The 26,848-nt window shown below is 65.4% G+C and carries 21 protein-coding genes; 15 read left to right on the top strand and 6 right to left on the bottom strand.

What is annotated here, in order from left to right:
- Positions 1-218: 218 nt before the first annotated feature.
- The 8 genes from tkt (at position 219) to GGD62_RS26550 (ending at position 9,792) form a co-directional block, all read left to right on the top strand.
- Positions 219-2,204 carry a transketolase gene (gene tkt, locus GGD62_RS26585; RefSeq protein ID WP_183711082.1) on the top strand — a complete coding sequence of 662 codons (1,986 nt, stop codon included), beginning with the start codon at positions 219-221 and terminating at the stop codon, positions 2,202-2,204.
- A gap of 148 nt (positions 2,205-2,352) precedes the next feature.
- Positions 2,353-3,360, top strand: a complete 1,008-nt coding sequence (gene gap, locus GGD62_RS26580) for a type I glyceraldehyde-3-phosphate dehydrogenase (RefSeq protein ID WP_018318705.1) — start codon at positions 2,353-2,355, stop codon at positions 3,358-3,360.
- Between the two features lie 151 nt (positions 3,361-3,511).
- Positions 3,512-4,708: a phosphoglycerate kinase gene (locus GGD62_RS26575; protein WP_183711080.1), complete on the top strand. Its 1,197-nt coding sequence runs from the start codon at positions 3,512-3,514 to the stop codon at positions 4,706-4,708.
- A gap of 56 nt (positions 4,709-4,764) precedes the next feature.
- A complete protein-coding gene (gene fba / locus GGD62_RS26570; RefSeq protein WP_018318707.1) occupies positions 4,765-5,832 on the top strand; it encodes a class II fructose-bisphosphate aldolase in 1,068 nt (355 codons plus the stop codon).
- A gap of 270 nt (positions 5,833-6,102) precedes the next feature.
- Positions 6,103-7,128: a class I fructose-bisphosphate aldolase gene (locus GGD62_RS26565; RefSeq protein ID WP_018318708.1), complete on the top strand. Its 1,026-nt coding sequence runs from the start codon at positions 6,103-6,105 to the stop codon at positions 7,126-7,128.
- Between the two features lie 3 nt (positions 7,129-7,131).
- Complete coding sequence (locus GGD62_RS26560) at positions 7,132-7,821, top strand: thiamine phosphate synthase (protein WP_183711078.1); 690 nt, start codon at positions 7,132-7,134, stop codon at positions 7,819-7,821.
- 8 nt (positions 7,822-7,829) lie between these two features.
- Entirely contained in the window at positions 7,830-8,903 is a 1,074-nt protein-coding gene (locus GGD62_RS26555; RefSeq protein WP_018318710.1) for a tetratricopeptide repeat protein, read from the top strand.
- Between the two features lie 97 nt (positions 8,904-9,000).
- On the top strand, positions 9,001-9,792 hold the full coding sequence (locus GGD62_RS26550) for an inositol monophosphatase family protein (protein WP_183238254.1): 792 nt from the start codon (positions 9,001-9,003) through the stop codon (positions 9,790-9,792).
- 155 nt (positions 9,793-9,947) lie between these two features.
- Here GGD62_RS26550 and GGD62_RS26545 read toward each other — a convergent pair whose 3' ends face one another.
- The 3 genes from GGD62_RS26545 to GGD62_RS26535 all read right to left on the bottom strand — a co-directional run bounded on the left by GGD62_RS26545 (position 9,948) and on the right by GGD62_RS26535 (position 15,554).
- A complete protein-coding gene (locus GGD62_RS26545; RefSeq protein WP_183238253.1) occupies positions 9,948-13,103 on the bottom strand; it encodes a multidrug efflux RND transporter permease subunit in 3,156 nt (1,051 codons plus the stop codon).
- 6 nt (positions 13,104-13,109) lie between these two features.
- Positions 13,110-14,303: an efflux RND transporter periplasmic adaptor subunit gene (locus tag GGD62_RS26540; RefSeq protein WP_018318713.1), complete on the bottom strand. Its 1,194-nt coding sequence runs from the start codon at positions 14,301-14,303 to the stop codon at positions 13,110-13,112.
- 231 nt (positions 14,304-14,534) lie between these two features.
- Complete coding sequence (locus tag GGD62_RS26535) at positions 14,535-15,554, bottom strand: cyclopropane-fatty-acyl-phospholipid synthase family protein (protein ID WP_183711076.1); 1,020 nt, start codon at positions 15,552-15,554, stop codon at positions 14,535-14,537.
- 168 nt (positions 15,555-15,722) lie between these two features.
- On the opposite strand from GGD62_RS26535, the gene GGD62_RS26530 reads away from it, so the two are divergent.
- From GGD62_RS26530 to GGD62_RS26515, 4 genes are all read left to right on the top strand, one after another.
- Positions 15,723-16,745 (top strand): flagellar motor protein MotA, encoded by a 1,023-nt coding sequence (locus tag GGD62_RS26530; RefSeq protein WP_183238251.1) that lies wholly within the window; start codon positions 15,723-15,725, stop codon positions 16,743-16,745.
- Positions 16,746-16,891: 146 nt separating this feature from the next.
- A complete protein-coding gene (locus GGD62_RS26525) occupies positions 16,892-17,920 on the top strand; it encodes a peptidoglycan -binding protein (protein WP_026202059.1) in 1,029 nt (342 codons plus the stop codon).
- Positions 17,920-18,366, top strand: a complete 447-nt coding sequence (locus GGD62_RS26520; RefSeq protein ID WP_018318717.1) for a GNAT family N-acetyltransferase — start codon at positions 17,920-17,922, stop codon at positions 18,364-18,366. Before GGD62_RS26525 ends, GGD62_RS26520 begins: the two co-directional genes overlap by 1 nt.
- Positions 18,367-18,454: 88 nt before the next feature.
- Positions 18,455-18,670: a hypothetical protein gene (locus GGD62_RS26515; RefSeq protein ID WP_183711074.1), complete on the top strand. Its 216-nt coding sequence runs from the start codon at positions 18,455-18,457 to the stop codon at positions 18,668-18,670.
- A gap of 93 nt (positions 18,671-18,763) precedes the next feature.
- On the opposite strand, the gene GGD62_RS26510 is transcribed toward GGD62_RS26515, so the two are convergent.
- Positions 18,764-20,614, bottom strand: coding sequence for an ABC transporter ATP-binding protein/permease (locus GGD62_RS26510; protein ID WP_183261364.1), 1,851 nt, complete (start codon positions 20,612-20,614; stop codon positions 18,764-18,766).
- A gap of 197 nt (positions 20,615-20,811) precedes the next feature.
- Here GGD62_RS26510 and rpmE point away from each other — a divergent pair, with 197 nt between their 5' ends.
- Positions 20,812-21,039, top strand: a complete 228-nt coding sequence (rpmE, locus tag GGD62_RS26505) for a 50S ribosomal protein L31 (protein WP_007599895.1) — start codon at positions 20,812-20,814, stop codon at positions 21,037-21,039.
- A 207-nt stretch (positions 21,040-21,246) separates the two neighbouring features.
- Here the strand turns inward: rpmE and GGD62_RS26500 are convergent, their stop codons facing one another.
- Positions 21,247-21,756 (bottom strand): DUF1465 family protein, encoded by a 510-nt coding sequence (locus GGD62_RS26500; RefSeq protein WP_018318720.1) that lies wholly within the window; start codon positions 21,754-21,756, stop codon positions 21,247-21,249.
- 574 nt (positions 21,757-22,330) lie between these two features.
- A complete protein-coding gene (locus GGD62_RS26495; RefSeq protein ID WP_183711072.1) occupies positions 22,331-22,522 on the bottom strand; it encodes a DUF1192 domain-containing protein in 192 nt (63 codons plus the stop codon).
- 109 nt (positions 22,523-22,631) lie between these two features.
- On the opposite strand from GGD62_RS26495, the gene GGD62_RS26490 reads away from it, so the two are divergent.
- A complete protein-coding gene (locus tag GGD62_RS26490; protein WP_183711070.1) occupies positions 22,632-23,630 on the top strand; it encodes an NAD(P)H-quinone oxidoreductase in 999 nt (332 codons plus the stop codon).
- A gap of 139 nt (positions 23,631-23,769) precedes the next feature.
- Positions 23,770-26,646, top strand: a complete 2,877-nt coding sequence (locus GGD62_RS26485; RefSeq protein ID WP_018318723.1) for an EAL domain-containing protein — start codon at positions 23,770-23,772, stop codon at positions 26,644-26,646.
- Positions 26,647-26,848 lie beyond the last annotated feature (202 nt).

Below are 26,848 nucleotides of genomic sequence, written 5' to 3'. Positions count from 1 at the left end.
TCCCGATCCGTGGGTTCCTGCCGGTGCGATCACCTCCGAAACGGAGCCTCCCCTTTCGAAGCGTGCCGCAGGCAACTTTTACGGCCGAATCGGCGTTTGACTGCCTTGGACTCCCGGAACCGAGGTGCTATCCCAGCCCCGACCTTCAGTGGCCGCCAGGCTCCTCCCGCGCGGGCGTACACCGCCTCCAAGCGCCTCATTTCAGACGGATTTCAGACATGACGCAGGTCGATCACACCCGTATGGCCAACGCGATCCGCGGCCTTTCGATGGACGCCGTCGAGAAGGCGAAATCGGGTCATCCCGGCCTGCCGATGGGTGCCGCCGACATCGCCACGGTGCTGTTCACGCAATTCCTGAAATTCGACGCCACCGCGCCCGCCTGGCCCGACCGCGACCGCTTCGTGCTCTCGGCCGGCCACGGTTCGATGCTGCTCTATTCGCTGCTGTATCTGACCGGCAATTCCGAGATGACGCTGGACCAGATCAAGCAATTCCGTCAGGTCGACTCGCTCACCCCGGGACACCCCGAGAACTTCCGTACCAACGGCATCGAGACCACGACCGGCCCGCTCGGCCAGGGCATCTCGACCGCGGTCGGCATGGCGCTCGCCGAGAAGATGCTCGCCGCCGAATTCGGCAAGAAGATCGTCGATCACCATACCTATGTGCTCGCTTCCGACGGCGACCTGATGGAAGGCGTGTCGCAGGAAGCGATCGCGATGGCCGGGCACTGGAAGCTCAACAAGATGATCGTGCTCTACGACGACAACGGCATCTCGATCGACGGCCCGACCTCGATCTCCGATTCCGTCGACCAGGTGAAGCGCTTCAAGTCGGCGGGCTGGGCCGCCGAGAAGATCGACGGCCACGATCAGGCGGCGATTGCCGACGCCATCACGCGCGCGAAGAAATCCAACAAGCCGACGCTGATCGCCTGCCGCACCACCATCGGTTTCGGCGCCCCGCACAAGGCCGGGACGTCGAAGGTGCATGGCGAGGCGTTGGGGGCCGAGGAGCTCAAGGCCGCCAAGGAAAATCTCGGCATCTCGCTCGAGCCGTTCGCGGTCGCCGACGACGCGCTGAAGGCGTGGCGTGCAGCCGGCAGCCGCGGCGCTGCGGCGCGCCAGGAATGGGAGGGCCGGCTCGGTGAGCTCGGCAGCCGCAAGCGTGCAGAATTCGAGCGCCGCCTGCGCCATGAGCGTCCGGCTTCGCTCGCCAAGGCGGTGCGCGCGTACAAGAAGGAATTGCTGGAAAAGCCGATGACCGCGGCGACCCGCAAATCCTCGGAAGCCGTGATCGAAGTCATCGCCGGCGCGATGCCGATGGAATTTCTCGCCGGCTCGGCCGACCTCACCGGCTCCAACAACAACAAGGCGAAGTCGGCGACCGCCTTCTCGGCGAAGACGCCGAAGGGTCGCTTCATCCATTACGGCATCCGCGAGCACGGCATGGCCGCGGCGATGAACGGCATTTTCCTGCATGGCGGCTTCGCGCCGAACGGTGCGACCTTCCTGGTGTTCACCGACTATGCACGTCCTGCAATGCGCCTTGCCGCACTGATGGGCTCCGGCGTCGTCTATGTGATGACGCACGATTCCATCGGCCTCGGCGAAGACGGCCCGACCCATCAGCCGGTCGAGCATCTTGCCGCGCTGCGCGCCATTCCGAACATGCGTGTGTTCCGCCCGTGCGACGCCATGGAGGTCGCCGAGTGCTGGGAGCTCGCGCTCAATCGCGTGGACGGACCGACCGTGCTGGCGCTGACGCGCCAGAACCTGCCGCAGCTGCGCACCACCGCGCCGAACGACAATCCCTGCGCACAGGGCGCCTATGAGCTGGTCGCCGCCCAGGGCGAAGCCAAGGTGACGCTGTTCGCCTCCGGCTCCGAGGTCGAGATCGCGGTCGCCGCCCAGAAGCAGCTCGCGGAACGCGGCATCGCGTCGCGCGTTGTCTCCGTTCCCTCGCTCGAGCTGTTGTTAGCGCAACCAGAGGCCAAGCGCGCCGCGATCATCGGCAACGCACCGGTCAAGGTCGCGATCGAGGCTGCCGTGCGCTGGGGCTGGGATGCCGTGATCGGGCAGGATGGCGAATTTATCGGCATGCATTCGTTCGGCGAAAGCGGCCCTGCAAAGGAGCTTTACAAGCATTTCGGCATTACCGCCGAGGCTGCAGTTAACGCTGTGCTGAAGCGCGTTACCTGAGAGTTGAGCTTGCCGCAAAAAAGGACTACCTAGTCTTCCATATGATCAAGCACCGCCCGGCCGAACCGGGCGCCCGCCCCTAAAAAACCCTCGCAGGCGCGCAAAGCGCGTTGTGCGGGATGACAACGGTCATTGAAGGAGACGAAACATGGCAGTCCGCGTTGGAATTAACGGTTTTGGCCGCATCGGCCGCAACATCCTGCGGGCTATCGCCGAGTCCGGCCGCAAGGACATCGAGGTCGTCGGCATCAATGATCTCGGTCCGGTCGAGACCAACGCCCATCTGCTCCGCTTCGACAGCGTCCATGGCCGTTTCCCCGGCACCGTCACCGTCGACGGCGATACGATCAATCTCGGTGGCGGCAAGATCAAGGTGACCGCCGAGCGCGATCCCTCGAAGCTGCCGTGGAAGGATCTCGGCGTCGACATCGCAATGGAATGCACCGGCATCTTCACCTCGAAGGACAAGGCGTCCGCGCATCTGACCGCCGGCGCCAAGCGCGTGCTGGTCTCCGCGCCCGCCGACGGCGCCGACGCCACCATCGTCTATGGCGTCAACCATGAGACGCTGACCAAGGAGCACCTGGTCATCTCCAACGGCTCCTGCACCACCAATTGCCTGGCGCCGGTCGCCAAGGTGCTGAACGATCTCGTCGGCATCGAGACCGGCTTCATGACCACGATCCACGCCTATACCGGCGACCAGCCGACGCTCGATACGATGCACAAGGATCTCTACCGCGGCCGCGCGGCGGCGATGTCGATGATCCCGACCTCGACCGGTGCTGCGAAGGCGATCGGCCTCGTGTTGCCGGAGCTGAAGGGCAAGCTCGACGGCGTCGCGATCCGCGTGCCGACCCCGAACGTCTCGGTCGTCGACCTCAAGATCGTCGCCAAGCGCGCCACCGATGCCAAGGAGATCAACGCGGCGATGAAGCGCGCCAGCGAGCAGCAGCTCAAGGGCATCCTCGGCTACACCAATGCGCCGAACGTCTCGATCGACTTCAACCACGACCCGCACTCCTCGACCTTCCACGAGGACCAGACCAAGGTGCAGAACGGCACGCTGGTGCGCGTGATGTCCTGGTACGACAATGAGTGGGGCTTCTCGAACCGCATGGCGGACACCGCCGCTGCGATCGCGAAGGTGATCTAACTCCGCTCTCGTGTCCCGGACGCGATGCAGCGTGAAACGCTGCATCGCAGATCCGGTACCCATTTAACTGCGGGACTCGCTGCAACGTGGGTCCCGGTTCTGCACAGCGGCACTGCGCGCCGCTAGTAGCGCCGGGACAAGGAAGCGTCCGATGACCAACAAATTCCGCACCCTCGATGACGTCGACGTGAAGGGCAAGCGCGTGCTGCTGCGCGTCGATCTCAACGTGCCCATGGACAATGGCCGCGTCAGCGACACGACCCGGCTCGAGCGCGTCGCGCCGACCATCACCGAAATCTCGGACAAGGGCGGCAAGGTCATCCTGCTCGCGCATTTCGGCCGGCCGAAGGGGCGCGATCCCAAGGACTCGCTCAAGCCCGTCGCTGAAGCGCTGTCGAAGGTGGTGAAGAAGCCGGTCGCCTTCGCCGACGACTGCATCGGCGAGCCCGCGGCCAAGGCCGTCGCTGGCCTGAACGACGGCGACATCCTGTGTCTGGAAAATACCCGCTTCCACAAGGAAGAGGAAAAGAACGATCCGGCCTTCGTCGCGGAGCTGGCAAAGCTCGGCGACATCTGGGTCAATGACGCGTTCTCGGCGGCGCACCGCGCCCACGCCACGACCGAAGGCCTCGGCCACAAGCTCCCCGCCTATGCCGGCCGCACCATGCAGGCCGAGTTGGATGCGCTGGAGAAGGCGCTGGGCTCGCCGACCAAGCCTGTCATCGCGATCATCGGCGGCGCAAAAGTCTCGACCAAGATCGACCTGCTCGAAAACCTCGTCAGCAAGGTCGATGCGCTCGTGATCGGCGGCGGCATGGCCAACACCTTCCTGCACGCCCAGGGCGTCGGCGTCGGCAAGTCACTGGCCGAGAAGGATCTCGCACCGACCGCGGTGCGCATCATGGAGAAGGCGGAAGCCGCCAACTGCGCCATCATCCTGCCGGTCGACGCCACCGTTGCCTATCATTTCGCTGCCAACGCGCCGTCGCACGCCTATGGGCTCGATGCGATCCCCGCCGACGGCATGATCCTCGACGTCGGCCCGCAATCGATCGCCCGCGTCCACGCCGCGATCGACGATGCGGCGACCTTGGTCTGGAACGGACCGCTCGGCGCCTTCGAGATGCAGCCGTTCGATCGCGGCACGGTCGCGGCCGCCAGGCACGCCGCCGAGCGCACCAAGGCCAAGAAGCTGATCTCGATCGCAGGCGGCGGCGACACCGTCGCGGCGCTCAACCAGGCCCATGTGGCCGGTGACTTCACCTATGTCTCGACCGCCGGTGGCGCGTTCCTCGAATGGATGGAAGGCAAGCCCCTGCCCGGCGTCGAGGTTTTGCGCGTCAAGTAAGCCAGATCGGCGAGTAATCAGCGGCCCCGCAAGGCCCCAACGGGAGAAAAAGACAGATGGCTCGGATCACGTTACGTCAATTGCTCGACCACGCGGCGGAGAACGATTACGGCGTACCGGCCTTCAACATCAACAATATGGAGCAGGCGCTGGCGATCATGGACGCGGCCAACCAGGTCGACGCGCCCGTCATCATCCAGGCCTCGCGCGGTGCGCGCTCCTACGCCAACGACGTCATGCTCAAGCATATGATGGACGCGGTGACCGAGATCTATCCGCACATCCCGGTCTGCGTGCATCTCGACCACGGCAACGAGCCGGCGACCTGCATGACCGCGATCCAGGCCGGCTTTACCTCAGTGATGATGGACGGCTCACTCAAGGCCGACGGCAAGACCCCCGGCGATTGGGGCTACAATGTCGGCGTCACCAAGACCGTGACCGACATGGCCCATCTCGGCGGCATCTCGGTGGAAGGCGAACTCGGCGTGCTCGGCTCGCTCGAAACCGGCATGGGCGACAAGGAAGACGGCCACGGCGCCGAGGGCAAGCTCAGCCACGACCAGCTCCTGACCAATCCGGACGAGGCCGTGAAGTTCGTCCAGGAGACCAGGGTCGACGCGCTCGCGATCGCGATGGGGACCTCGCACGGCGCCTACAAGTTCACCCGCAAGCCGGACGGCGACATTCTCGCCATGAACGTGATCGAGGAGATCCACCGCAAGCTGCCGAACACGCATCTGGTGATGCACGGCTCCTCCTCGGTGCCGCAGGACCTGCAGGAGATCATCAACGCCAATGGCGGCAAGATGAAGCCGACCTGGGGCGTGCCGGTGTCCGAGATCCAGCGCGGCATCAAGAACGGCGTGCGCAAGATCAACATCGACACCGACAACCGCATGGCCATGACCGGCCAGATCCGGAAAGTGCTCAAGGACAATCCGGAAGAGTTCGATCCGCGCAAATATTTGAAGCCGGCGATGGAGGCGATGACCAAGCTGTGCAAGCAGCGCCTCCAGGAGTTCAACACCGCCGGCCAGGCCTCCAAGATCAAGAAGGTCCTGACCACCGCCGAGATGGCCAAGCGCTACGCCAAGGGCGAGCTGGACCCGAAGGTAGCGTAAGGGCCGCAAACGCTCTCTCGTCCCCCCTCGCCCCGCTCTTGCGGGGAGAGGGCGGGGTGAGGGGCTGTTTCCGTATAATTGGTGACAATGGACTCGCGGAGAGTCCCCCTCGCCCGCCGCGCCGGTGCGCGTCGGCCTCTCCCCGCAAGCGGGGAGAGACGAAGAACCCAGCCTCCCCCCTTTACCCTGCGACGAACGTTAACTCGGCAATTGCCCGAGAACGGTCTATTTTCACGGGCAAGGGCAGAATCGTTTTGGGAGGACCTCTCGATGAATCTGACTGAGCTCAACAGGATCGCGACCGCCATGGTCGTATCAGGCAAGGGTATCCTCGCCGCCGACGAATCCTCCGGCACCATCAAGAAGCGTTTTGACGCGATCGGCGTGGACTCGACCGAAGGCAACCGCCGCGACTATCGCGAGATGCTGTTCCGGTCCACGGAGGCCATGAGCCAGTATATTTCCGGCGTGATCCTGTATGACGAGACGATCTGGCAGGATGCCAAGGACGGCACGCCGCTGGTCAGGCTGATCGAACAGAGCGGCGCCATTCCCGGCATCAAGGTTGACGAGGGCACGCAGGCCCTGCCGATGTGCCCGGGCGAGCTCGTGACCGTCGGGCTCGACAAGCTCGCCGAACGGCTGAAAAAATACTATGAGCGCGGCGCGCGCTTTGCCAAATGGCGCGCGGTGATCGACATCGGCAGCGGCATCCCCTCGATGACCGCGATCAGCGTCAACGCCCATGCGCTGGCGCGCTATGCCGCGCTGTGCCAGGCCGCGCAGATCGTGCCGATCGTCGAGCCCGAGGTGCTGATGGACGGTGATCACGACATCGACCGCTGCTATGAGGTGACGACCCGCGTGCTCAACAAGACGTTCCAGGAATTGCGCGTGCAGCGCGTCGCGCTCGAAGGCATGGTGCTGAAACCGAACATGGCGATATCGGGCAAGAAATGCGCAAAGCAGGCCTCCGTCGAGGAGGTCGCCGAGAAGACGATCCGGCTGCTCAGGGCCTGCGTGCCCGCGGCCGTGCCCGGCATCGCCTTCCTCTCCGGCGGCCAGTCCGACGAGGAGGCGACCGCGCATCTCAACGCCATGCACAAGCTCGGCCCGCTGCCCTGGGGCCTGACCTTCTCCTACGGCCGCGCGCTGCAGGCCGCGCCGCAGAAAGCCTGGTCCGGCAAGGCCGAGAACGTCGCGGCCGGCCAAACCGCCTTCAGCCATCGCGCGCGAATGAACGGCCTCGCCTCCAAGGGCGAATGGCAAAGTAGCCTGGAAAAGAAGGCAGCCTAGATCTTGTCGAACAAACCGCCTCCGCCGCGCCCGGCGCCGCGCCTCTATCTCGCGACGCCTGTCGTCGATGATCCCGCTTCGCTTGTGGCCGAGCTGCCGGGCCTGCTGGCCGCCGCCGACGTCGCGGCCGTGCTGCTCCGGCTGAAGGAGACCGACCAGCGCACCATGATCTCGCGCATCAAGGCGCTTGCGCCGCCGGCGCAGAAAGCAGGCGCCGCGCTGCTCGTCGAAGGCCATGCCGAGCTGGTCGCGCGCGGCGGCGCCGACGGCGCGCACCTCCCCGGCATCGCCGCGCTGAAAGAGGCGCTGCCATCGCTCAAGCCCGATCGCATCGCCGGTGTTGGCGGGCTGACGACGCGGCACCATTCCATGGATGCGGGCGAGATGGGCGCGGATTACGTGCTGTTCGGTGAGCCCGATGCGAAAGGCCAGCGCCCCCAGGCGCAAGCCATCGCGGAGCGGCTGGACTGGTGGGCGGAGCTGTTCGAGCCACCTTGCGTCGGCTTTGCCATGTCGCTGCAGGAAGCCCACGATTTCGCTGCCAGCGGCGCCGATTTCGTGCTGGTCGGCGACTTCATCTGGGCCGATCCGCGCGGGCCCAAGGCCGCGCTGATCGAGGTCGATGCTGCGATCAAGAAGGCCCATGCGATGGCGCTTGCGGGCCAAGATCCTGCGGGCCAGGAGCACGGCTAGCGCCCTACATGAAGCTCCCCTGCATCACCATGCTGGCCACATTGCTGCTCACAGTGCCCGCGGCCGCGCAGCTCCAGATTACCCCGCCGGCGACAACGCCGAGCGCGGCGCCTGAGAAGCAAAAGTCCAAGCCGCACGCGCTCACCAAGAAGAAAGAGGCCGCGCCGGCGCCCAAGCCTTCCGCCTCACCCAAGCCGACCGCCTCGCCCAAGCCGGCGACCGTGATCCCCGCGCCTTCCACCGACAATTCCAATGTCGATCTGGTGTTCGGCGCCTATCAGCGCGGCCAGTACAAGACAGCCTTCGACCTCGCCACCGCCCGCGCGCAAGCCGGCGATCCCAAGGCGATGACCATGCTCGGCGAGCTCTATTCCAATGCCATGGGCATGCGGCGCGACTACGCCAAGGCAGCCGAATGGTACAAGCGCGCGGCCGATGCCGGCGACCGCGAGGCGATGTTCGCGCTCTCCATGCTGCGCATTTCGGGCCGCGGCGGCCCGATCGACAAGAGCGAGGCGGTCAAGCTGATGGCGTCCGCCGCCAAGCTCGGCGAGCCCAGGGCGGCCTATAACCTCGCTCTGCTCTATCTCGACGGCCAGACCCTGCCGCAGGACGTGAAGCGCTCCGCCGAGCTGCTGCGCCAGGCCGCCGATGCAGGCCTGCCCGAGGCGCAATACGCGCTGGCGACCTTCTACAAGGAAGGCACCGGCGTGCCGAAGGACCCGGAACGCTCGGTGCGGCTGCTGCAGGCCGCCTCCCTCGCCGACAATGTCGACGCCGAGGTCGAATATGCCATCGCCATGTTCAACGGCACCGGCACGCCGAAGAACCAGCCGGCTGCCGTCGCCCTGCTCCGCAAGGCCTCCCGCCAGGGCAGCGCGATCGCGCAGAACCGGCTGGCGTGGGTGCTGATCAACGGCGTGGGCACGTCCGTAGACAAGGTCGAGGGCTTCAAATGGCACCTGGTGGCCAAAACCGCCGGCAAAGGCGACCCGGAGCTCGACAAGCAATTATCCGACCTGCCGGCCGAGGACCGGGCCAAGGCGGAGGCCGCCGCCAGAAAATGGCTCGGGACCAAATGACTTGACGCAATGACTTGACCTGAGGGCCCTTGCAGGGCACCCAGTCCCCCAAACAGGCGTGATTTCCCGCCATTTCCCCCGATCAAGACCAGAGCTCATGCTGTATTCCGCCACTATCAACGTCATGGTCAAAGCCGCGCGCCGCGCCGGCCGCAGCCTCAAGCGCGATCTCGGCGAGATCGAGCATCTCCAGGTCTCGCTGAAGGGGCCAGCCAATTTCGTTTCGCTCGCCGACAAGCGCGCCGAGGAGATCCTCTACCAGGACCTCGCCAAGGCGCGGCCTGGCTATGGCTTCATCGGCGAGGAGGGCGGCACGCGCGAGGGCTCCGACAAGAGCCACACCTGGATCGTCGACCCGCTCGACGGCACCACCAACTTCCTGCACGGCATCCCGCAATTCGCGATCTCGATCGGCCTCGTGCGCGAGGGCACGATCATCGCGGGCGTGATCTACAATCCCGCCAATGACGAGCTCTACATCGCCGAGCGCGGCAAGGGCGTCTTCCTCAACGACCAGCGCCTGCGCGTCGCCGGCCGCCGCCAGCTCAACGAATGCGTGGTGGCCTGCGGCCTGCCCCACATCGGCCGCGGCGATCACGAGGAATTCCGCCGCGAGATGACCGCGATCCAGGACCGCGTCGCAGGCCTGCGCCGTTTCGGCGCCGCCTCCCTCGACCTCGCCTTCGTCGCCGCCGGCCGCCTCGACGGCTATTGGGAACGCAATCTGCAATCCTGGGACATCGCCGCCGGTATGCTGATGGTGCGCGAAGCGGGCGGCACGGTGAGTGACATCAACACGCCCGGCGATCCGCTGGTCACGGGGCACGTCGTGTGCGGCAATGAGTACGTGCACGGGGAATTGGTGAAGATCTTGCGGAAACCGGCGTAGCAGTCGACGCGCGAGCCAATCACTCCGCTGTCATCATCCGCGAAGGCGGATGATCCAGAATTCCAGAGGCGCTAGTGGGATCTGGAGAAGCCGCAGCGTACTGGATGCCCCGCCCCCGTGCGCAACTGCGCACCAGGCGCGCATGACAGTTTGCCTTACGGCTTGACCGGCGCCGGCGGACCGTAGGCCTCACCTTCCCTCACCGCCTCCGCCTCCCTGTCCCCCGCGAGCACGCGCTGCACGGAGACGAAGAACACCGGCACCATCAACAGCGCCAGGATCACCACCGCGATCATGCCGCCCATCACGATGCTGCCGAGCGCTTGCTGGCTGGCGCCGCCGGCGCCGTGGGCGATCGCCATCGGCAGCACGCCGCAAATGAAGGCGAGGCCGGTCATCAGGATCGGGCGGAAGCGCAGGCGGCAGGCCTCGATGGTGGCTTCCACCAGCGGCTTGCCTTCTTTCCGCAGATCCTTCGCGAATTCGATGATCAGGATCGCGTCCTTTGCCGCAAGGCCGATGATGGTGATCAGGCCGACGGTGAAATAGACGTCGTTGGGCAGGCCGCGCAGCATGGCCGCGATCACCGCGCCGACGATGCCGAGGGGCACCGTGAGCAGCACCGCGAGCGGAATGGTCCAGCTCTCGTAGAGCGCCGCGAGGCACAGGAACACGACGAACACCGACAGACCGAGCAGGAACGGCGCCTGCGAGCCCGATAGCTTCTCCTGGAGCGACTGCCCGGTCCATTCGTAACCGAAGCCGCGCGGCAGCCGGCCGGCAAGACGCTCCATCTCGGCGATCGCATCACCCGAGGTGAAGCCGGGCTTGGCCTCGCCGGAGATGCGCACCGCCGGATAATAGTTGAAGCCTGCGATCTGGGTCGGGCCTCGCGCCCATTCCACCGTGGCAAAGGACGAGAACGGCACCAGCTGGCCGCGGCTATTCTTGACGTTGTAGTTGAGGATGTCCTCGGTCCGCATGCGGTCGCGGGCGTCGGCCTGCACCACGACGCGCTGCATGCGGCCGCGGTTCGGGAAGTCGTTGATGTAGTTCGAGCCGAGATTGGTCGAAATCGTGTTGTTGATGTCTTCGAAGGTGACGCCGAAGGCGCCGGCCTTCTCGCGGTCGATCATGAGATTGACCACCCCGGCCTCGGGCAGGCCTTCGACATAGACCTTCTGAAGCACGGGACTGGCGTTGGCTTCCGCGATCAACTGATCGGCGGCGCGCATCAAGGCCGGATAGCCCTTCTGTCCGCGGTCCTGGAGGCGGAACGAGAAGCCCGACGAGTTGCCGAGATTGTCGATCGGCGGCGGCTGCAGCGCGGAGATCTTGGCGTCGCGGATCGACGCCCCCAGATCGCGGTTGATGTCGTTGACGATCGCCGCGGCCGAATCCTTCGGTCCACGCTCCGACCAGTCCTTCAGCGTGATGAAGGCCTGCGCGGTGTTCATGCCCTGACCGGAGAAGCTGAAGCCGGTGAGGAAGGTGACATCTTTCACGCCCGGCCGTTCAGCGAGATATTTCTCGACCTTCTCGATCACGGCCTCGGTGCGAGGATAAGAAGAATCTGACGGCGTTTGCACGTCGGTGGTGACGAAGCCCTGGTCGTCGATCGGCAGGAAGCCGCCCGGCAGGCTGACGAAGGCCCAGGACAGGCCGACGAGCAGCGCGACATAGACCAGCATCAGGCGGCCGGTCCGCTTCAGCGAGAAGCCGACGGTGCGGGAATAGCCTTCCTTGCCGCCTTCGAGCACGCGGTTGAACCAGCCGAACACGCCCCGCTTCGCATGACCGTGGCCGGCCGCGACCGGCTTGAGCAAGGTCGCGCACAGCGCCGGCGTCAGCGACAGCGCGAGGAATGCGGAGAAGCCGATCGCAGCGACCATCGTCACGGAGAACTGGCGGTAGATGATGCCGACCGATCCCGGGAAGAACGCCATCGGCACGAACACCGCCATCAGCACCAGCGTGATGCCGATGATGGCGCCCGATATCTGCGACATCGCCTTGCGCGTCGCCTCCTTCGGCGGCAGCCCCTCCTCGCTCATGATGCGCTCGACGTTCTCGACCACGACGATGGCGTCGTCGACGAGGATGCCGACCGCGAGCACCATGCCGAACATCGAGAGCATGTTGATGGAATAGCCGGCGAGCAGCAGCGTGGTGCAGGCGCCCAGAAGCGCCACCGGCACAACGATGGTCGGGATGATGGTGTAGCGGATGTTCTGCAGGAACAGGAACATCACCACGAACACCAGCACCACGGCTTCGACCAGCGTCGTCAGCACCTTCTTGATCGAAGCCTCGACCACCGGCGTGATGTTGTAGGGAATCTCGTAAGTGATGTTGGCCGGAAAGAACCGCGACAGCTCCTTCATCTTCTCTTCGACCGCGCTCGCGGTCGCCAACGCATTGCCGGTCGGCGACATCAACACGGAGAGACCGGCGGTCGGCTTGCCATTCAGGCGCGTGTTGAACTGGTAGCTGAGGCCGCCGACCTCGATGCGTGCAACGTCGCGCAGGCGCACGGTCGAGCCGTCGGCATTGGCGCGCAGGATGATGGCGCCGAATTCATCCGGGGAAGACAGCTGGCCCTTGACCAGCACCAGCGAGGAGGTGCGCTGGCTCGAGGTCGACGGCTCGGCGCCGATGCTGCCCGAGGCAACCTGCGCGTTCTGCGCGGCAATGGCCTTGTTGACGTCGTCGGCGGTGAGCCCGTAGCCGACGAGCTTGGCCGGATCGACCCAGACGCGAAGCGAGCGCTCGGTCGAATAGAGCGTGGCGCGGCCGACGCCGGGGATGCGGCGGACTTCACCGAGCACGTTGCGGATCATGAAGTCGCCGAGCCCGACCTCGTCGAGGCTGCCGTCGGTCGAATTCAGCGTGATGATCTGGAGCACCGCGCTCGATGCTTCCTCGATCAGGATACCCTGCTGAATCACCGCGCGCGGCAGGCGCGCCTCGACCCGCTTGATGCGGTTCTGCACCTCGACCGAGGCCGCGCTGGTATCGGTGCCGGGCACGAAATTGGCGATGATCTCGACCTGGCCGAGCGAGTCGCTGGTCGATTCGAAATTGAGGATGCCGGAGGCGCCGTTGAGCTCCTCCTCGATCAGGCGCGTGACGCTGTTGTAGAGGTTTTCGGGCGAGGCGCCAGGATAGCTGGTCGAGATCGAGATCGAGGGCGGCGCGATGATCGGATATTGCGCGATCGGCAGCAGCGGCACGGCAATTGCGCCGATCAAGCAGATGAACAGCGCGACCACCCAGGCAAAGATTGGCCTGTCGATAAAGAAACTCGCCATGGCGCGTTATCGCGTGAGCTTCAGGGCGTGCCGGTTGTCCGCGGTCGCGTCCGCCTCCGACCAGGATTGCGGCTTGACCTTGTCGCCGGCGGCGAACTTCTGGAAGCCTTCAACCACGACCTTGTCGCCGGCCTTCAGGCCTTCGGTGACAAACCAGATTCCGTCCTGCACCGACCCCGTGCGCACCGGCTGCACCGCGATGTGGTTGTCGTCCTTGACGACGAACACTTCGCTGCCGCCGCCGCCATTGCGCTGGATCGCCTGCTGCGGCACCGCGATCGCGTCGCTGTCGAGACCCTGGTCGATGCGGACGCGGACATACATGCCCGGCAGCAGTTCGCGCTTGGGATTGGGGAACTCGCCGCGCAACGTCACCTGCCCGGTGTGGGCGTCGACCTTGGCGTCGGAGAACAGCAGCTTGCCGTCGAGCGAATAAAGCGTGTTGTCGTCGAGCACGAGGCGCACCTTGGCGGCGTCGGACGCGATACGCTCGAGATCGCCGGTCTCGAAGGCGCGGCGGAGCTGGTTGAGCTCGGTCACCGACTGGGTGAAGTCGGCGTAGATCGGATCGAGCTGCTGGATGGTGGCGAGATTGGTCTCGTTCTGCACGGCGAGCGCGCCTTCGCTGACGAGGGCCGCACCGACGACGCCGTCGATCGGCGCGCGCACGGTGGCATAATCGAGATTGAGCTTTGCCCGCGCGAGCTCGGCCTTGCGTCCCTCGACCTCGGCGTGGGCCTGACGCTCGGCCGCGATCGCCTTTTCGTTCTCGGCTTCCGGCGCGGCGCGGTCCTTGGTGAGCGCAGCGACGCGGCGTGCCTGCTGGTGCGCCTGCATCGCAGCAGCCTCGGCCTTGGCGAGCGCCGCCTCGTTGGCCAGCACCTCGACCTCGAACGGACGTGGATCGATGCGGTAGAGCGGATCGCCTGCCTTCACCTCGCTGCCCTGGCGGAACAGGCGCTCGACCACGATGCCGGAGACGCGCGGCCGCACGTCCGAGACACGCGTCGGCGCGATGCGTCCCGGCAATTCCCGGACCACTGCGCGCGGCTGCGGCTTAACAATGACGATGCTGACGTCCGGATAGGTGGGCGGGGCGGCAGACACGGCGGAGCTGGATTCGTCGCAAGCACCAAGCAGCGGCGCCAGGGCCGCGAGCAGTATTGCAACGCATGCCGATCGCGCGCGAAGTCCTGACATGAAATGGGGTGCCCCGATATTGTTGAAACTAATCATGCTCGCGCGAGGCCCGTTCTGGGCCCTTTACACGCGGCTGATACCGCCAAAATAGAATGCATCTGCTGCGATGCAACGCATGACGCGGGCGGCTCATTGTCACACAGCTTACACGATTGAAATAAGAAGGCTTTTGCCGTGTCACTTGATTGTGAGTCGGGGTTCCACCGGCGCGTGTGCGGCGGAACATCGCAATTACTCGGCGGCCTTCATCCGGTAGTGACTGACCCCCCATTCGGTTCCATCGGCATAGCCGAACAGGCCCGATGTTGCGAGCAAGAACCAGCGCCAGCGCCGCATCCACAGGCAGGTTTGTTCGCCATAGACCTGGCGCAGGGACGCCTCGATCGCATCCCGATGCGTGTCGAAATTGGCGAGCCAGTCATTAGTGGTGCGCTGATAATGCGTGCCGCTCCAGCACCATTCCTTCTCGACCGTGAAGATGTCGTGGAATTGCCTGACGAGGTGATGGCTCGGCATCAGCCCGCCGGTGAAGACGTGCTGCGCGATCCAGTCCTCGCGATCGAGCCGGTCGAACAGCTGCGAGCCGGAGCGATGGGTGACGATCTGCATGAAGAAGCGCCCATCCGGCGCGAGCCATGACCGCAGCCGCGACATCAGCTTGCGCCAGTTCATCATCTGCTCGAACATCTCGACCGAGACGATGCGGTCGAACTGGCCGTCGGGCGCGAACACGTTCATGTCCGCAGTGACCACCCGCAGGTTCAGCAAGCCGCGCCGCCGCGCCTCCTCCTCGACATGAGCGCGCTGCGCCTGCGAGGTCGACACCGCCGTCACCTTGGCGTGTGGAAACTGCCGTGCCATCCACAGCGACAGCGAGCCCCAGCCGCAGCCGAGCTCGAGGATGGTCTGGCCGTCGGCGAGGCCGGCATGCTCGACCGTCTGGCGCAGCGCCTCCTCCTCCGCCTCCTGCAAGGTGGTCGCATCGGTCTTGTAGAAGCAGCAGGAATATTTGCGGCTGGGGCCGAGCATTTCGGCGAAGAACGCCGCGGGCACCTCCTCACGCCCGGCCTCAGCGTTTTCGGCGATCGGCCGCAGCATCATCCGGCCGGCGAATGCGGCGTCGGCGGCCGCGTCATGCGCGGCGAGGCGGGTTGCGCTGCGGGAGCACAGGCGCTGGATCGCGGCGCGGATCACGACGTCCGGCAGCGGCACGCGTTCGGCAGTCCCGATGATCGCGGAAACGACACTCATGCGCCCCCCGAATGGCGAATCTCTGCAGATAGCTGCTTATCAAAGCCCCGCTTCCGGTCCGGGTTCCCCGAGCTGTCCCCGAAATCGGCGCATCCGGCGCTTTTTTTGGGCCGGCGCTGTGCCATAGTGCGCGCCGCAAGCAAGCTTTTGGAATGGATGATACCGGCCATGCCGTCAGGCGCCTCGCCCCGCTCCACCATGGATATCGAGTACACAAAGCTGTCCTCACCCAGCGTCTTCCTGGTGAGGATGCTGGTCTTCCTGGTGCTGTGCACGCTGGTCAGCGTGGTGCTCTACAAGCAGATCATCCAGGCCTTCTTCGCCAATCCCGGCCTCAATGCCCTGATCGGCGGCGTGCTGTTCATCGGCATCATCCTGGCCTTCCGCCAGGTCATCCGACTCTACCCTGAGGTCTCCTGGGTCAACAATTTCCGCATCGCCGATCCTGGCCTGGCGCCGGCCCGGCACCCGAAACTGCTGGCGCCGATGGCGGCGATCCTCGGCGGCGAGCGCTCCGGGCGAATGTCGATCACCCAGACCACGATGCGGCATTTGCTCGATTCGATCGCGACCCGCCTGGATGAAGCCCGCGACATCTCGCGCTACATGACCGGCCTCCTGGTTTTCCTCGGCCTGCTCGGCACCTTCTGGGGCCTGATCGAGACGGTCGGCTCGGTCGGCAAGGTGATCGACGGGCTCAAGGTCGGCGGCGATTCCGGCGCGCTGTTCGACACGCTGAAGGAGGGCCTCGCAGCCCCGCTGGGCGGCATGGGCATCTCGTTCTCCAGCTCGCTGTTCGGCCTCGCGGGATCGCTGATCCTCGGCTTCCTCGATTTGCAATCGAGCCAGGCGCAGAACCGTTTTTACACCGACCTGGAAGACTGGCTCGCCACCACGGTGCGCGAATATGGCAGCGGCGAGGTCGCGGTCGCTTCCGGCGGCGGCGGCGGAGTCGCCGGTGGCGAGCTCCAGGCCGCGGTCGAACGCTTACGCTCCGTGCTCGAGGAAGGCAGCGCCAGCCGCGGCACCACGGCGGCGATGGCGAGCCTTGCCGAAGCCATCCAGGCGCTGGTCTCGCACATGCGCACCGAGCAGCAGATGATCCGCGAATGGGCCGACGGCCAGGGCGAGCAGAACCGCGAGATCCGGCGTCTGCTGGAGCGCATCGCCCGCCAGCCGGAAAAGAGCTGAGACGATCTCGTGCCCCGGACGCGACGCAGCATGAAATGATGCGTCGCTGAGCCGGGGCCCAGCGTCAGGGACAATATGGTCCCGGCTCTGCGAAGCAGCGTTGCACGCTGCATCGCGTCCGGGACACGAAAGTGGAGACGGACAACATGGCTCTAGCGCGCGGCCGCCGCAGCGAAGGCGCCTTCAACTACTGGCCCGGCTTCGTCGACGCGCTGTCGACGCTGGTGCTGTCGATCGTGTTCCTGCTGTCGGTGTTCCTGGTGGTGCAGTTCTTCCTGTCGCAGGAGGTCACCGGCAAGGACAAGGCGCTGGAGCTGCTCAACGCCAAGATCGCCCAGCTCAACGAGCTGTTGTCGCTGGAGAAGCTCGGCAAGCTCACGCTCGACGACCAGGTCTCGCAACTGAAGGCCGGTCTCGCCTCGGCCGAGACCGAGCGCGACCGCATCAAGGGCCTCTATGATGGCCTCGCTGCCGCCGGCAGCGATGCGCAAGGCAAGACCTCCGAGCTCGGCAAGGCGCTGGATTCGGAGAAGGCGGTCTCGGCGCGGGCACTGGCCCAGATCGAGGTGCTGAACCAGCAGATCAGCGCGCTCAGGCGGCAATTGGCGGCGCTGGAAGAGGCGCTCGACGCGAGCGAGAAGCGCGACAAGGAATCGCAGAACCGGATTGCCGATCTGGGCTCGCGCCTCAACGTGGCGCTGGCGCAGCGCGTGCAGGAATTGTCGCGCTACCGCTCGGAATTCTTCGGCCGCCTGCGCGCCATCCTCGGCAACCGGCCCGACATCCGCATCGTCGGCGACCGCTTCGTGTTCCAGTCCGAGGTGTTCTTCGACACTGGCCAGGCGGTGCTTCTGCCCGAGGGCCGCGCCGAGCTCGACACCTTGGCAGCCGCGCTGATCGAGCTCGACAAGAAGATCCCGAGCGACATTCCCTGGGTGCTGCGCGTCGACGGCCACACCGATGTGCGTCCGGTCAACGGTCCGAACTTCAAGTCGAACTGGGATCTGTCCGCGGCACGTTCGATCTCGGTGGTGCAATATCTGGTCTCGCTCGGCGTACCCGCCCAGCGCCTCGTCGCGGCCGGCTTCGGCGAATTCCAGCCGCTCGATCCCGGCAACACGGAAGAGGCCTACAAGCGCAACCGCCGCATCGAGCTGAAGCTGACGGAGCGGTAGTGAGCGCGATCCACCTCCGCCCCTACGCGGCCTCCGACGAAGCCGCCGCGATCGATCTCTGGCATCGCACCTGGCAGCAGGCCTATCCGCAGATCGACTTCGCGGCCCGGCTCGAATGGTGGCGCGAGCGCTGGCTGAGGGATCTGGTGCCGAAGGCGTCCATTGTCGTCGCCGAGCAGAATGGTGCCCTCACCGGCTTCGTCACCATCGACGGCGACGGCTATCTCGACCAGCTCGTGGTTGACCCTGATCACTGGGGCTCGGACGCAGCCCGGCTGCTGGTCGAAGAGGCCAAGCGCCTGTCGCCATCAGGCATCACGCTGCTCGTCAACAAGGACAATTCCCGCGCCATCCGCTTCTACGAGCGCAACGGCTTTGCTCATGCCGGCGACGATGTGAACCCGACCTCGGGCCGGCCGGTGCTGAAGATGGCTTGGCGGGCGTAATTCTGGCGGGCGTGAGGCCTGTCACGCAGGGATCCTGCGAGGTCGGTTATTCGTTGTGTCAGCGATGACAAGCGAATGGAGGCGATCGATGCGGCTGCGCGATCTTGCCAAGGGTTCCTCGGTGTTTCTGGGCGTCATCGTCGCCGGATATTTATCGACCACCTATGTCGACCAGCGTTTTGCCGCGCCCAAGGTCTCCGAACGGACAGAGTCGGCATCAGCCTCGGCCTGCGTCGGGGAGGACGGCAGCTGGAAGAATTGGCCGTGGCCAAACGTGCCTGCGCTGTCGCCGAAGTGCCGGTAAACCGGCCTGCCCAAGACAAGACGTCGAAAACAACCCCATGCACAGTAAACGGCGCAAGCAAAGTCAATAGCTTACGAACCGGCCCTGAGGGCCTCACGCCCCCTCGAACTGCAACCTCGCCAGCCGCGCATAGAGCCCGTTCGCGGCCACGAGCTCGGCATGCGTGCCCTGCTCGACGATCTTGCCCTGGTCCATCACCAGGATGCGGTCGCAGGACAGCACGGTGGCGAGGCGGTGGGCGATCACCAGCGTGGTGCGGTGGCGCATCAGCTCTTCCAGTGCGGTCTGCACCAGCGTTTCGCTTTCGGCATCGAGCGCGGAGGTGGCTTCATCGAGAAGCAGCAGCGGCGCATCGCGCAGGATGGCGCGTGCGATCGCGATGCGCTGGCGCTGGCCGCCGGACAGCGTCACACCGCGCTCGCCGAGCGGGGTGTCGAAACCTTCGGGCAGGCGGCGGATGAATTCGGCGGCATGCGCGAGCTCGGCGGCGCGCTCGACCTCGGCGTCGGTTGCATCGGGCCGGCCGAAGCGGATGTTCTCGCGGGCGCTGGCGGCGAACACGTTCGATTCCTGCGGCACCAGTGCGATGCGCGCGCGGAAATCGCGGGGATCTGCGGACTTGACCGGCACGCCGTCGAGCGAGATCACGCCGCTGCGTGGATCGTAGAAGCGCAGCAGCAGATGGAAGATCGTGCTTTTGCCGGCGCCGGACGGACCAACGATCGCGACCTTCTCGCCGGGTCGCACCGTGAATGACACGGCATCGAGCACATTGACGTCGCGCCGCACCGGATAGGCGAAGCTGACCCGGTCGAAGCCGACCTCGCCGCGTGCCGGCACCGGCAGCGCGCGGGGAGACGCGGGCGCCTTGATGTCGGGCTGCACATGCAGGATCTCGAACAGCCGTTCGGCCGCGCCTGATGCCGCCGAGACCTCGCCCCAGACCTCGCTGAGCTGGCCGAGGCCGGCTGCGGCGAACACCGCATAAAGCACGAACTGACCGAGCCGGCCCGGCGAAATCGCGCCGGTGAGCACGTCATGCGAGCCGATCCAGAGGATCGCGACCACGCTTGCGAACACGATGAAGATGATGATGGCGGTGAGCACGGCGCGCGCCTGGGTCGAGGTGCGCGCGGCCTCATAGGCCTGCTCGACCTCGCCGCCGAAGCGCTTCTCGGCGAATTGCTCGCTGGTGTAAGCCTGCACGGTGCGGATCGCGCCGACCAGCTCGCCCGCATAAGCCGAGGCGTCGGCAAGCGTGTCCTGCGCATTGCGCGACAGACGCCGCACCCAGCGCCCGAAGGCGACCAGCGGCAGCACGATCAAGGGAATGGCCAGCAGCACGAAGCCCGACAGCTTCGGGCTCGTGATCACCATCATCGCCGCGGCGCCCAGAAACATCATCAAATTGCGCAGCGCGATCGACACTGAGGCGCCGACGGCCGATTTGAGCTGGGTGGTGTCGGCGGTGAGCCGCGAGATCAGCTCGCCGCTGCGTGCGGAATCGAAGAAGGCGGGAGACAGCGAGAGCAGATGGGCGAAGACGTCGCGCCTGAGATCGGCGACGATGCGCTCGCCGATCGTCATCACGAGGTAGTAGCGCGCGGCGCTGGCGAGCGCGAGCACGCCGACCACCGCGAGCATCACCGAGAAGTAGCTGTTGATCAGCTCGATGCCCTCGGGCGTCAGGCCGAAATCGATCATCCGGCGCACCGCGACCGGCACCAGCAGCGTGGTCAGCGCCGCGACCGTGAGGGCGACGAAGGCCAGCGCCGCGCGGCCGCGATAGCGGCTGACATAGGGCGCCAGCGCGAGCAGCGGCCGCAGCTTGGCGCGACCCTTGGCCGGCTCTTCGATCAGCTCGGCCTCGATCGACGGGGTGTCCGCGGCATTCATTCCGGGCCGATCGACATACTGGTCATCAAGCCGTTCCACTGCGCTCATGAGATCCAACCCATTGCATTCGTTTGCTCCCAATAGGCCGGTGCAAGGGTAGTGGCAAATCCGGGAAGTCCCTTAGGGGCAAACCCGGTTCACCGCCCCGGAGTGGCTTGTTTTAGCGGGTTTCGTGAGGTATAGAGCCGCCCAAATCCGTCATTCGATAGCCACCCAAGAAGGCGCCGGGGCGCCGAGGAATTGCCATGAAAGCCGAAATTCACCCGAACTATCATACGATTAAGGTCGTGATGACCGATGGAACCGAGTACCTGACCCGCTCGACCTGGGGCAAGGAAGGCGACACGCTGAACCTCGACATCGACCCGAAGTCGCACCCGGCCTGGACCGGCGGCAATGCCCAGCTGATGGATCGCGGCGGCCGCGTCTCGCGCTTCCAGAAGAAGTTTTCGGGCTTTCTCAAAAAGGACTGATCCGGCCCGCACAGGCTGGAGACGAAAAACGCCCCCGGAGAGCCGGGGGCGTTTTTGTTTTAGGGGGGCCTGACCAAAGCCGAGATTTCGTAGGGTGGGCAAAGCGAAGCGTGCCCACCAAACCCCTGTTGTAGTCCCAAATGAGAGATGGTGGGCACGGCGCTGCGCGCCCTTGCCTACCCTACGGCACCTGTGAACTACGGCACCCTACCGCTCGAACGCGGCCTTCAGCGCGTTGAGGTGCGGCACCAGCGGGTTGCCGATCGCGATGTGTTCGGCCGGCGGGGTGTGGATGGTGGTGTCGAGGCGGCGGACGCGGGTCTGCAGGCTCATCGAGCGATGGATCAGGTCCTGGAGCTGCGAGGGCAGCTTCTCGATGGTGTCGGTGGGGCCGGGATCGGCAGCGCTGAGCTTGACCTTGGTCTTCTCCCGATTGGCCTGGCTCAACGTCATCTCGCCTTCCTTCACCGCGCGGTGCAGCAGCAGCCACGAGGCGAGCTGCATCAGGCGGGTGGTGAGACGCATGCTCTCGGTCGCGTAGGTGAGGCTGACGGCACGGTCGAGCGCCTTGGCCTCGGTGCGGCCGGCGCCGTCGAGATAGGCGGCGGTCTCTTCGACGAGGTCCATGCCCTCGCGGAACAGGACGCCGAACGCCGCAGAATTGGTGAACCGCTCGCTGAGTTGAACGAGAGCGCCGTCGGCCTGCAAACGTTCCATGGTTAACGCCTCTTACGCAACTGTTTGACTGCCCGGCTTTGGCGCCGGCTTATGATGAACAAATCATTGCGCGGGCGGGACGCGGAGTCCAGTGACAAGCACGGTTATGGTTTCCGCGGGTCATTCCTCGGAATGCAACTGGGCGGAGATTCTTGTTTTGACGCGTCTTCTTGACGCGAAGCGGTAGCCACGCCGCTCGAAACGCTGTGCGCAAAAAAAGAGCCGCCGGAGACCGGCGGCTTTGAAAGTTGATAACAGGGAGGCGTCAAACAGAGTGGACAGGAGCCACTCGGTGTCCAAACGAGGACAGTTCCAGTCATAAACCCGAAAGCTTAATCGACTGTAAACGAGCGAATTTTTTGAGGGTTCGTTAGCCATGTCGGCCAGTGACCGAGCGGAGGTGGAACAAACTCTGCCCGCCGTTTTGACGTCCTGGGGTTATGGATTCCGGGCTCGGCGCTGCGCGCCGTCCCGGAATGGACGCGAAGGTGCGGCTGCGCGAGACGTGGGTCCCGGCTCTGCGGAGCGTCACTGCGTGCCGCACCGCGTCCGGGACACGAGAGGCGTGAAAATCCTACGACTTGAAAAAGCTGTTCGCCGCATCGCGTGAGGCGCGCTTCTTCGTAGCGGCTTCTTCCAGCCTTGCGATCTCGGTCTTGAGCAGCGTGACGCGCTCGGTCAGTTCCTCGACCGACAAGAGCGAGAGGTCCTGCCCGATTTCATGGCTGATCTTCTTGCGCGGGCGGTCGTCGTCTTCCGTCACCATCCTCGTTCCTCCAAAGTTCGCGCACACAATGCTGAGGCGGTTGCCAGCTTGGATCACGCTGGCTAAGCAAGGGCCTCGTTCATCCCGCACCTTCACCCAAGGACACATCATGGACAAGCTGCCCGCGCAAATGACCGTGGTCGCCATATCCAAGCCCGGCGGACCGGAAGTGCTGGTGCCGGAACAACGCAGCATTCCGCAGCCCGGTCCCGACGAGATCCTGGTCAAGGTGATGGCCGCCGGCGTCAACCGGCCCGACGTTGCGCAGCGCTCGGGAGCCTATCCGCCGCCGCCCGGCGCCAGCGACCTGCCCGGTCTCGAGATCGCGGGCGAAGTGGTTGCCGTCGGCAGCAATGCCAAGCGGCACAAAATCGGCGACAAGGTGATGTCGCTGGTCGCCGGCGGTGGCTATGCGCAGTACTGCATCGCCCAGGACGCCCAGGCGATGAGCGTGCCGCCCGCGCTGTCCATGAAGGAAGCCGGCGCGCTGCCGGAAACCCTGATGACGGTCTGGCACAACGTGTTCGAGCGCGGTGGCCTGAAGGCAGGAGAGACGCTGCTGATCCATGGCGGCTCCTCCGGCATCGGCACCATGGCGATCCAGCTGGCGAAGGCGTTCGGTGCGAAAGTGTTCGTCACCGTCGGATCGCAGGACAAGATCGACGCCTGCCTCAAGTTAGGCGCCGACCGCGCCATCAATTACAAGACCGAGGACTTCGTCGCCGTCGTCAAGGAAGCGACCAACAAGGAAGGCGTCAACCTGATCCTCGACATGGTCGCCGGCGAATATGTCGACCGCAATTATGATGCCGCCGCGGTCGACGGCCGCATCGTGCAGATTGCGACGCTGAATGGCCCCAAGGTCAGCGTCAACATCGCCAAGGTGATGGTCAAGCGCCTCACCCATACCGGCTCGACCCTGCGCCCCCGTAGTAATGCGGACAAGGCGGCGATGGTGGCCGCAATCGAAGCGAAAGTGATGCCACTTTTGCGCGAAGGCCGCGTCAAACCGCTGATGGACAGCACTTTCCCGCTGGAAAAGGCAGCCGATGCGCACCGGCGCATGGAAACGAGCGCACATATTGGCAAAATTGTGTTGGAGGTCTAGGCCAACGGCCCACGGGAGACGCCGGAAACCCTTTGATTTTCCTCGCTTTCGTGGCATCTATCGCGACGCACCGAACCACTTCCGTTCGGTTTGAAATCGTCTTCACTGAAGAGTTTGCGTCGAACGCGGAGAACTGGCCTTGCGTCTGATCAGGTGCCTCGCGCCCATCGCGCTGGGCCTCATGATTCTTGTCGCCGCGTATCCCGCGCGCGCGCTCGACGCCGTCAGCGTCCGCAGTGACGCGCCCGCGATCGACCTCACCGGCGTGCTCGAGCATCAGCGCAGCGATGCCGACCGCATCCAGGTCTCCACCGCGCCCGGCACCGACGGCATCGTCCGCCGCATCGAAGTGCGCGCCCGCGAGGGCGGACAGAACTGGGTGGTGTTCGCGCTCGCCAACAACACCGACGACCAGCTCGACCGCCTGATCGTCGCGCCGCATTACCGTATCGTTTCCTCGGGGCTGTTGTGGCCCGACCTCGGCCTGTCGCGCATTGCGACCATCACGCCCTCCACCGGCGACCGGCCGGAGCGACAGGAAAGCCCGACCGCCGACGTCTTCCGCGTCACGCTCGACCCCGGCGCCGTCATCACCTTCGTCGCGGAGCTGCGCACCGACAAGCTGCCGCAGCTCTATCTGTGGGAGCCGGAAGCCTACAAGGACAAGGTCAACTCGTTCACGCTGTACCAGGGCATCGTGATCGGCATCTCGGGCCTGCTGGCGCTGGTGCTGACCATTCTGTTCGTGGTGAAGGGCAGCATCATGTTCCCGGCCGCCGCGGCGCTGGCCTGGGCGGTGCTGGTCTATATCGGCGTCGATTTCGGCTTCTGGGGCAAGGTGCTCGACATGTCGAACAACGCCGAGCGCATCTGGCGCGCGGCGGGTGAAGCGATCCTGGCGGCAACGCTCTTGGTGTTTCTGTTCGCCTATCTCAATCTCAGCCGATGGCACGTGCGCTATTCGCACATCACGGTGGGCTGGCTCGCGTTCCTGGGCTCGCTGGTGGCGCTCGCGCTGTTCGACCCCGCGGTGGCCTCCGGCATCGCGCGCATTTCGCTGGTGCTGATCGCCTTCGCGGGCTTCGCGCTGATTGTCTATCTCTCCACCCACGGCTTCGACCGCGCGGTGCTTTTGATCCCGACCTGGTTCCTGCTGGTGGTCTGGGTGGTCGCGGCTGGCATGACGGTCGCGGGTTCCGTGACCAACGACATCGTCGGCCCGGCCCTGCTCGGCGGCCTCGTGCTGATCGTGATGCTGATCGGCTTCACGGTGATGCAGCACGCCTTTGCCGGCGGCGGCGCCACCACCGGCGTCGTCTCCGACATCGAGCGCCGCGCCCTGGCGCTGGCCGGCTCCGGCGATCTGATCTGGGACTGGGACGTTTCCGCCGACAAGGTTTTTACGAGCCCCGAGACCGAAGCCCTGCTCGGCCTCAAGCGCGGCACGCTCGAAGGCCCGGCCGCCTCGTGGCTCGAGGTGCTGCACCCGCTGGACCAGGACCGTTTCCGCGCCGCGCTCGACAGCGTGCTCGACCAGCGCCGCGGCCGCCTGGTGCAGGATTTCCGCCTGCGCACCCCCGACGGCCATTTCATGTGGTTCGCGCTGAAGGCACGCCCGGTGGTCGGCTCGGACGGCGAGGTCTCGCGCGTGGTCGGCACGCTCACCGACGTCACCGAGCTACGCAACGCCGAGGAACGCCTGTTGCACGATTCCGTGCATGACAACCTCACCGGCCTGCCCAATCGAAAACTGTTCATGGACCGGCTGGGCGCGGTCGCGCATTTCGCCAAGACCATGCCGACGCTGCGCCCGACGCTGATGGTGATCGACCTCGACCGCTTCAAGCAGGTCAACGATTCCGTCGGCATCGCGGTCGGCGATTCCATCCTGCTCACCCTCGCCCGCCGCCTCACCCGCATCCTGAAGCCGCAGGACACGCTGGCGCGGCTTGCCGGCGACCAGTTCGGCCTGATCCTGCTCTCGGAGCAGGACCCCGCCCGCATCACCGCCTTCGCCGAGACCATCCGCAAGACCATCCGCGCGCCGATCGCCTTCAACGACCGCGAGATTTTTCTCACGGCGTCGATCGGTCTCGCGCTTTCTGATCCGCAGGTTCAGCTCACGGACGAGATCATCAAGGACGCCGAGCTTGCGATGTATCACTCCAAGCGCATCGGCGGCGACCGCATCGACGTCTACAAGCCCGCGATGCGCGCGCGGAAGACCGATCGCCTGACGCTGGAGAGCGAGCTGCGCCGCGCCATCGAGCGGCAGGAGCTCACGATCCTGTACCAGCCGATCGTGCGGCTGGAGGATCGTTCGGTCGCCGGCTTCGAAGCGCTGGTGCGCTGGGATCACCCTAAGCTCGGCCGCATGGCGCCCTCGGAATTCATCACCATCGCCGAAGAGACCGGCCTGATCGTCGACCTCGGCATGTTCGTGCTGGACCAGACCGCCAAGCAGCTCTCGATCTGGCAGCGCGCGATGCGCTCGCGCGAGCCGATCTTCGCCTCGGTCAACGTCTCTTCGCGGCAGTTGCTGCGCCACGATCTGATCCACGACATCCGCACCGTGCTGTCGCGCTCCTCGGTGGCGCGCGGCACGCTCAAGCTGGAATTGACGGAATCGCTGGTGATGGAGAATCCGGAGCACGCAGCGCAGATGCTGACGCGGATCCGCGAGCTCGGCACCGGGCTCTCGCTCGACGATTTCGGCACCGGTCATTCGTCACTGGCCTATCTCCAGCGCTTCCCGTTCGACACCATCAAGATCGACCAGTCCTTCGTGCGCACGACCAATCGCGGCACGCGGCCGGTGATCCTGAAGTCGATCATCGCGCTCGCGCACGACCTCGGCATGGACGTTGTGGCCGAAGGCGCCGAGACCGATTCCGACGCGGTCGAGCTCTACCAGATGGGCTGCGAATACGCGCAAGGCTTTGCCTTCGGCGAGCCGATGGACGCGGACGCCGCGATGCGGCTGCTGACCGAAGTGCGGCTCGAAGCGGCGAGCTAGGCTTCTCTTTTCCCTTCTCCCCTTGTGGGCCTGTTGCGTTATCGGTCTTGGAGGCTGAGGACATGAGGAGAGAGGGGCGCGGTCACGGCAATTGCCAGCCAAGTCTGTAGTGTTCGCCCTCGGCGGGCGGTTCAGGCCGCGATCGTGGCCCACCGCCTCATGTTGAAGGCGATCGAGGCGAGCAGGACCTGCCCGCTTGCCT

Origin of the sequence: Bradyrhizobium sp. ERR14 (genome assembly GCF_014198235.1) — a bacterium.
In the GTDB taxonomy this organism is placed as follows: domain Bacteria; phylum Pseudomonadota; class Alphaproteobacteria; order Rhizobiales; family Xanthobacteraceae; genus Bradyrhizobium.
This window is presented reverse-complemented; position numbering and strand designations above follow the sequence as displayed.

Coding starts and splice junctions, on each gene's coding strand:
- tkt (WP_183711082.1), top strand. CDS start 219: ATGACGCAGGTCGATCACACCCGTATGGCCAACGCGATCCGCGGCCTT.
- gap (WP_018318705.1), top strand. CDS start 2,353: ATGGCAGTCCGCGTTGGAATTAACGGTTTTGGCCGCATCGGCCGCAAC.
- GGD62_RS26575 (WP_183711080.1), top strand. CDS start 3,512: ATGACCAACAAATTCCGCACCCTCGATGACGTCGACGTGAAGGGCAAG.
- fba (WP_018318707.1), top strand. CDS start 4,765: ATGGCTCGGATCACGTTACGTCAATTGCTCGACCACGCGGCGGAGAAC.
- GGD62_RS26565 (WP_018318708.1), top strand. CDS start 6,103: ATGAATCTGACTGAGCTCAACAGGATCGCGACCGCCATGGTCGTATCA.
- GGD62_RS26555 (WP_018318710.1), top strand. CDS start 7,830: ATGAAGCTCCCCTGCATCACCATGCTGGCCACATTGCTGCTCACAGTG.
- GGD62_RS26550 (WP_183238254.1), top strand. CDS start 9,001: ATGCTGTATTCCGCCACTATCAACGTCATGGTCAAAGCCGCGCGCCGC.
- GGD62_RS26545 (WP_183238253.1), bottom strand. CDS start 13,103: ATGGCGAGTTTCTTTATCGACAGGCCAATCTTTGCCTGGGTGGTCGCG.
- GGD62_RS26540 (WP_018318713.1), bottom strand. CDS start 14,303: ATGTCAGGACTTCGCGCGCGATCGGCATGCGTTGCAATACTGCTCGCG.
- GGD62_RS26535 (WP_183711076.1), bottom strand. CDS start 15,554: ATGAGTGTCGTTTCCGCGATCATCGGGACTGCCGAACGCGTGCCGCTG.
- GGD62_RS26530 (WP_183238251.1), top strand. CDS start 15,723: ATGCCGTCAGGCGCCTCGCCCCGCTCCACCATGGATATCGAGTACACA.
- GGD62_RS26525 (WP_026202059.1), top strand. CDS start 16,892: ATGGCTCTAGCGCGCGGCCGCCGCAGCGAAGGCGCCTTCAACTACTGG.
- GGD62_RS26515 (WP_183711074.1), top strand. CDS start 18,455: ATGCGGCTGCGCGATCTTGCCAAGGGTTCCTCGGTGTTTCTGGGCGTC.
- GGD62_RS26510 (WP_183261364.1), bottom strand. CDS start 20,614: ATGAGCGCAGTGGAACGGCTTGATGACCAGTATGTCGATCGGCCCGGA.
- rpmE (WP_007599895.1), top strand. CDS start 20,812: ATGAAAGCCGAAATTCACCCGAACTATCATACGATTAAGGTCGTGATG.
- GGD62_RS26500 (WP_018318720.1), bottom strand. CDS start 21,756: ATGGAACGTTTGCAGGCCGACGGCGCTCTCGTTCAACTCAGCGAGCGG.
- GGD62_RS26495 (WP_183711072.1), bottom strand. CDS start 22,522: ATGGTGACGGAAGACGACGACCGCCCGCGCAAGAAGATCAGCCATGAA.
- GGD62_RS26490 (WP_183711070.1), top strand. CDS start 22,632: ATGGACAAGCTGCCCGCGCAAATGACCGTGGTCGCCATATCCAAGCCC.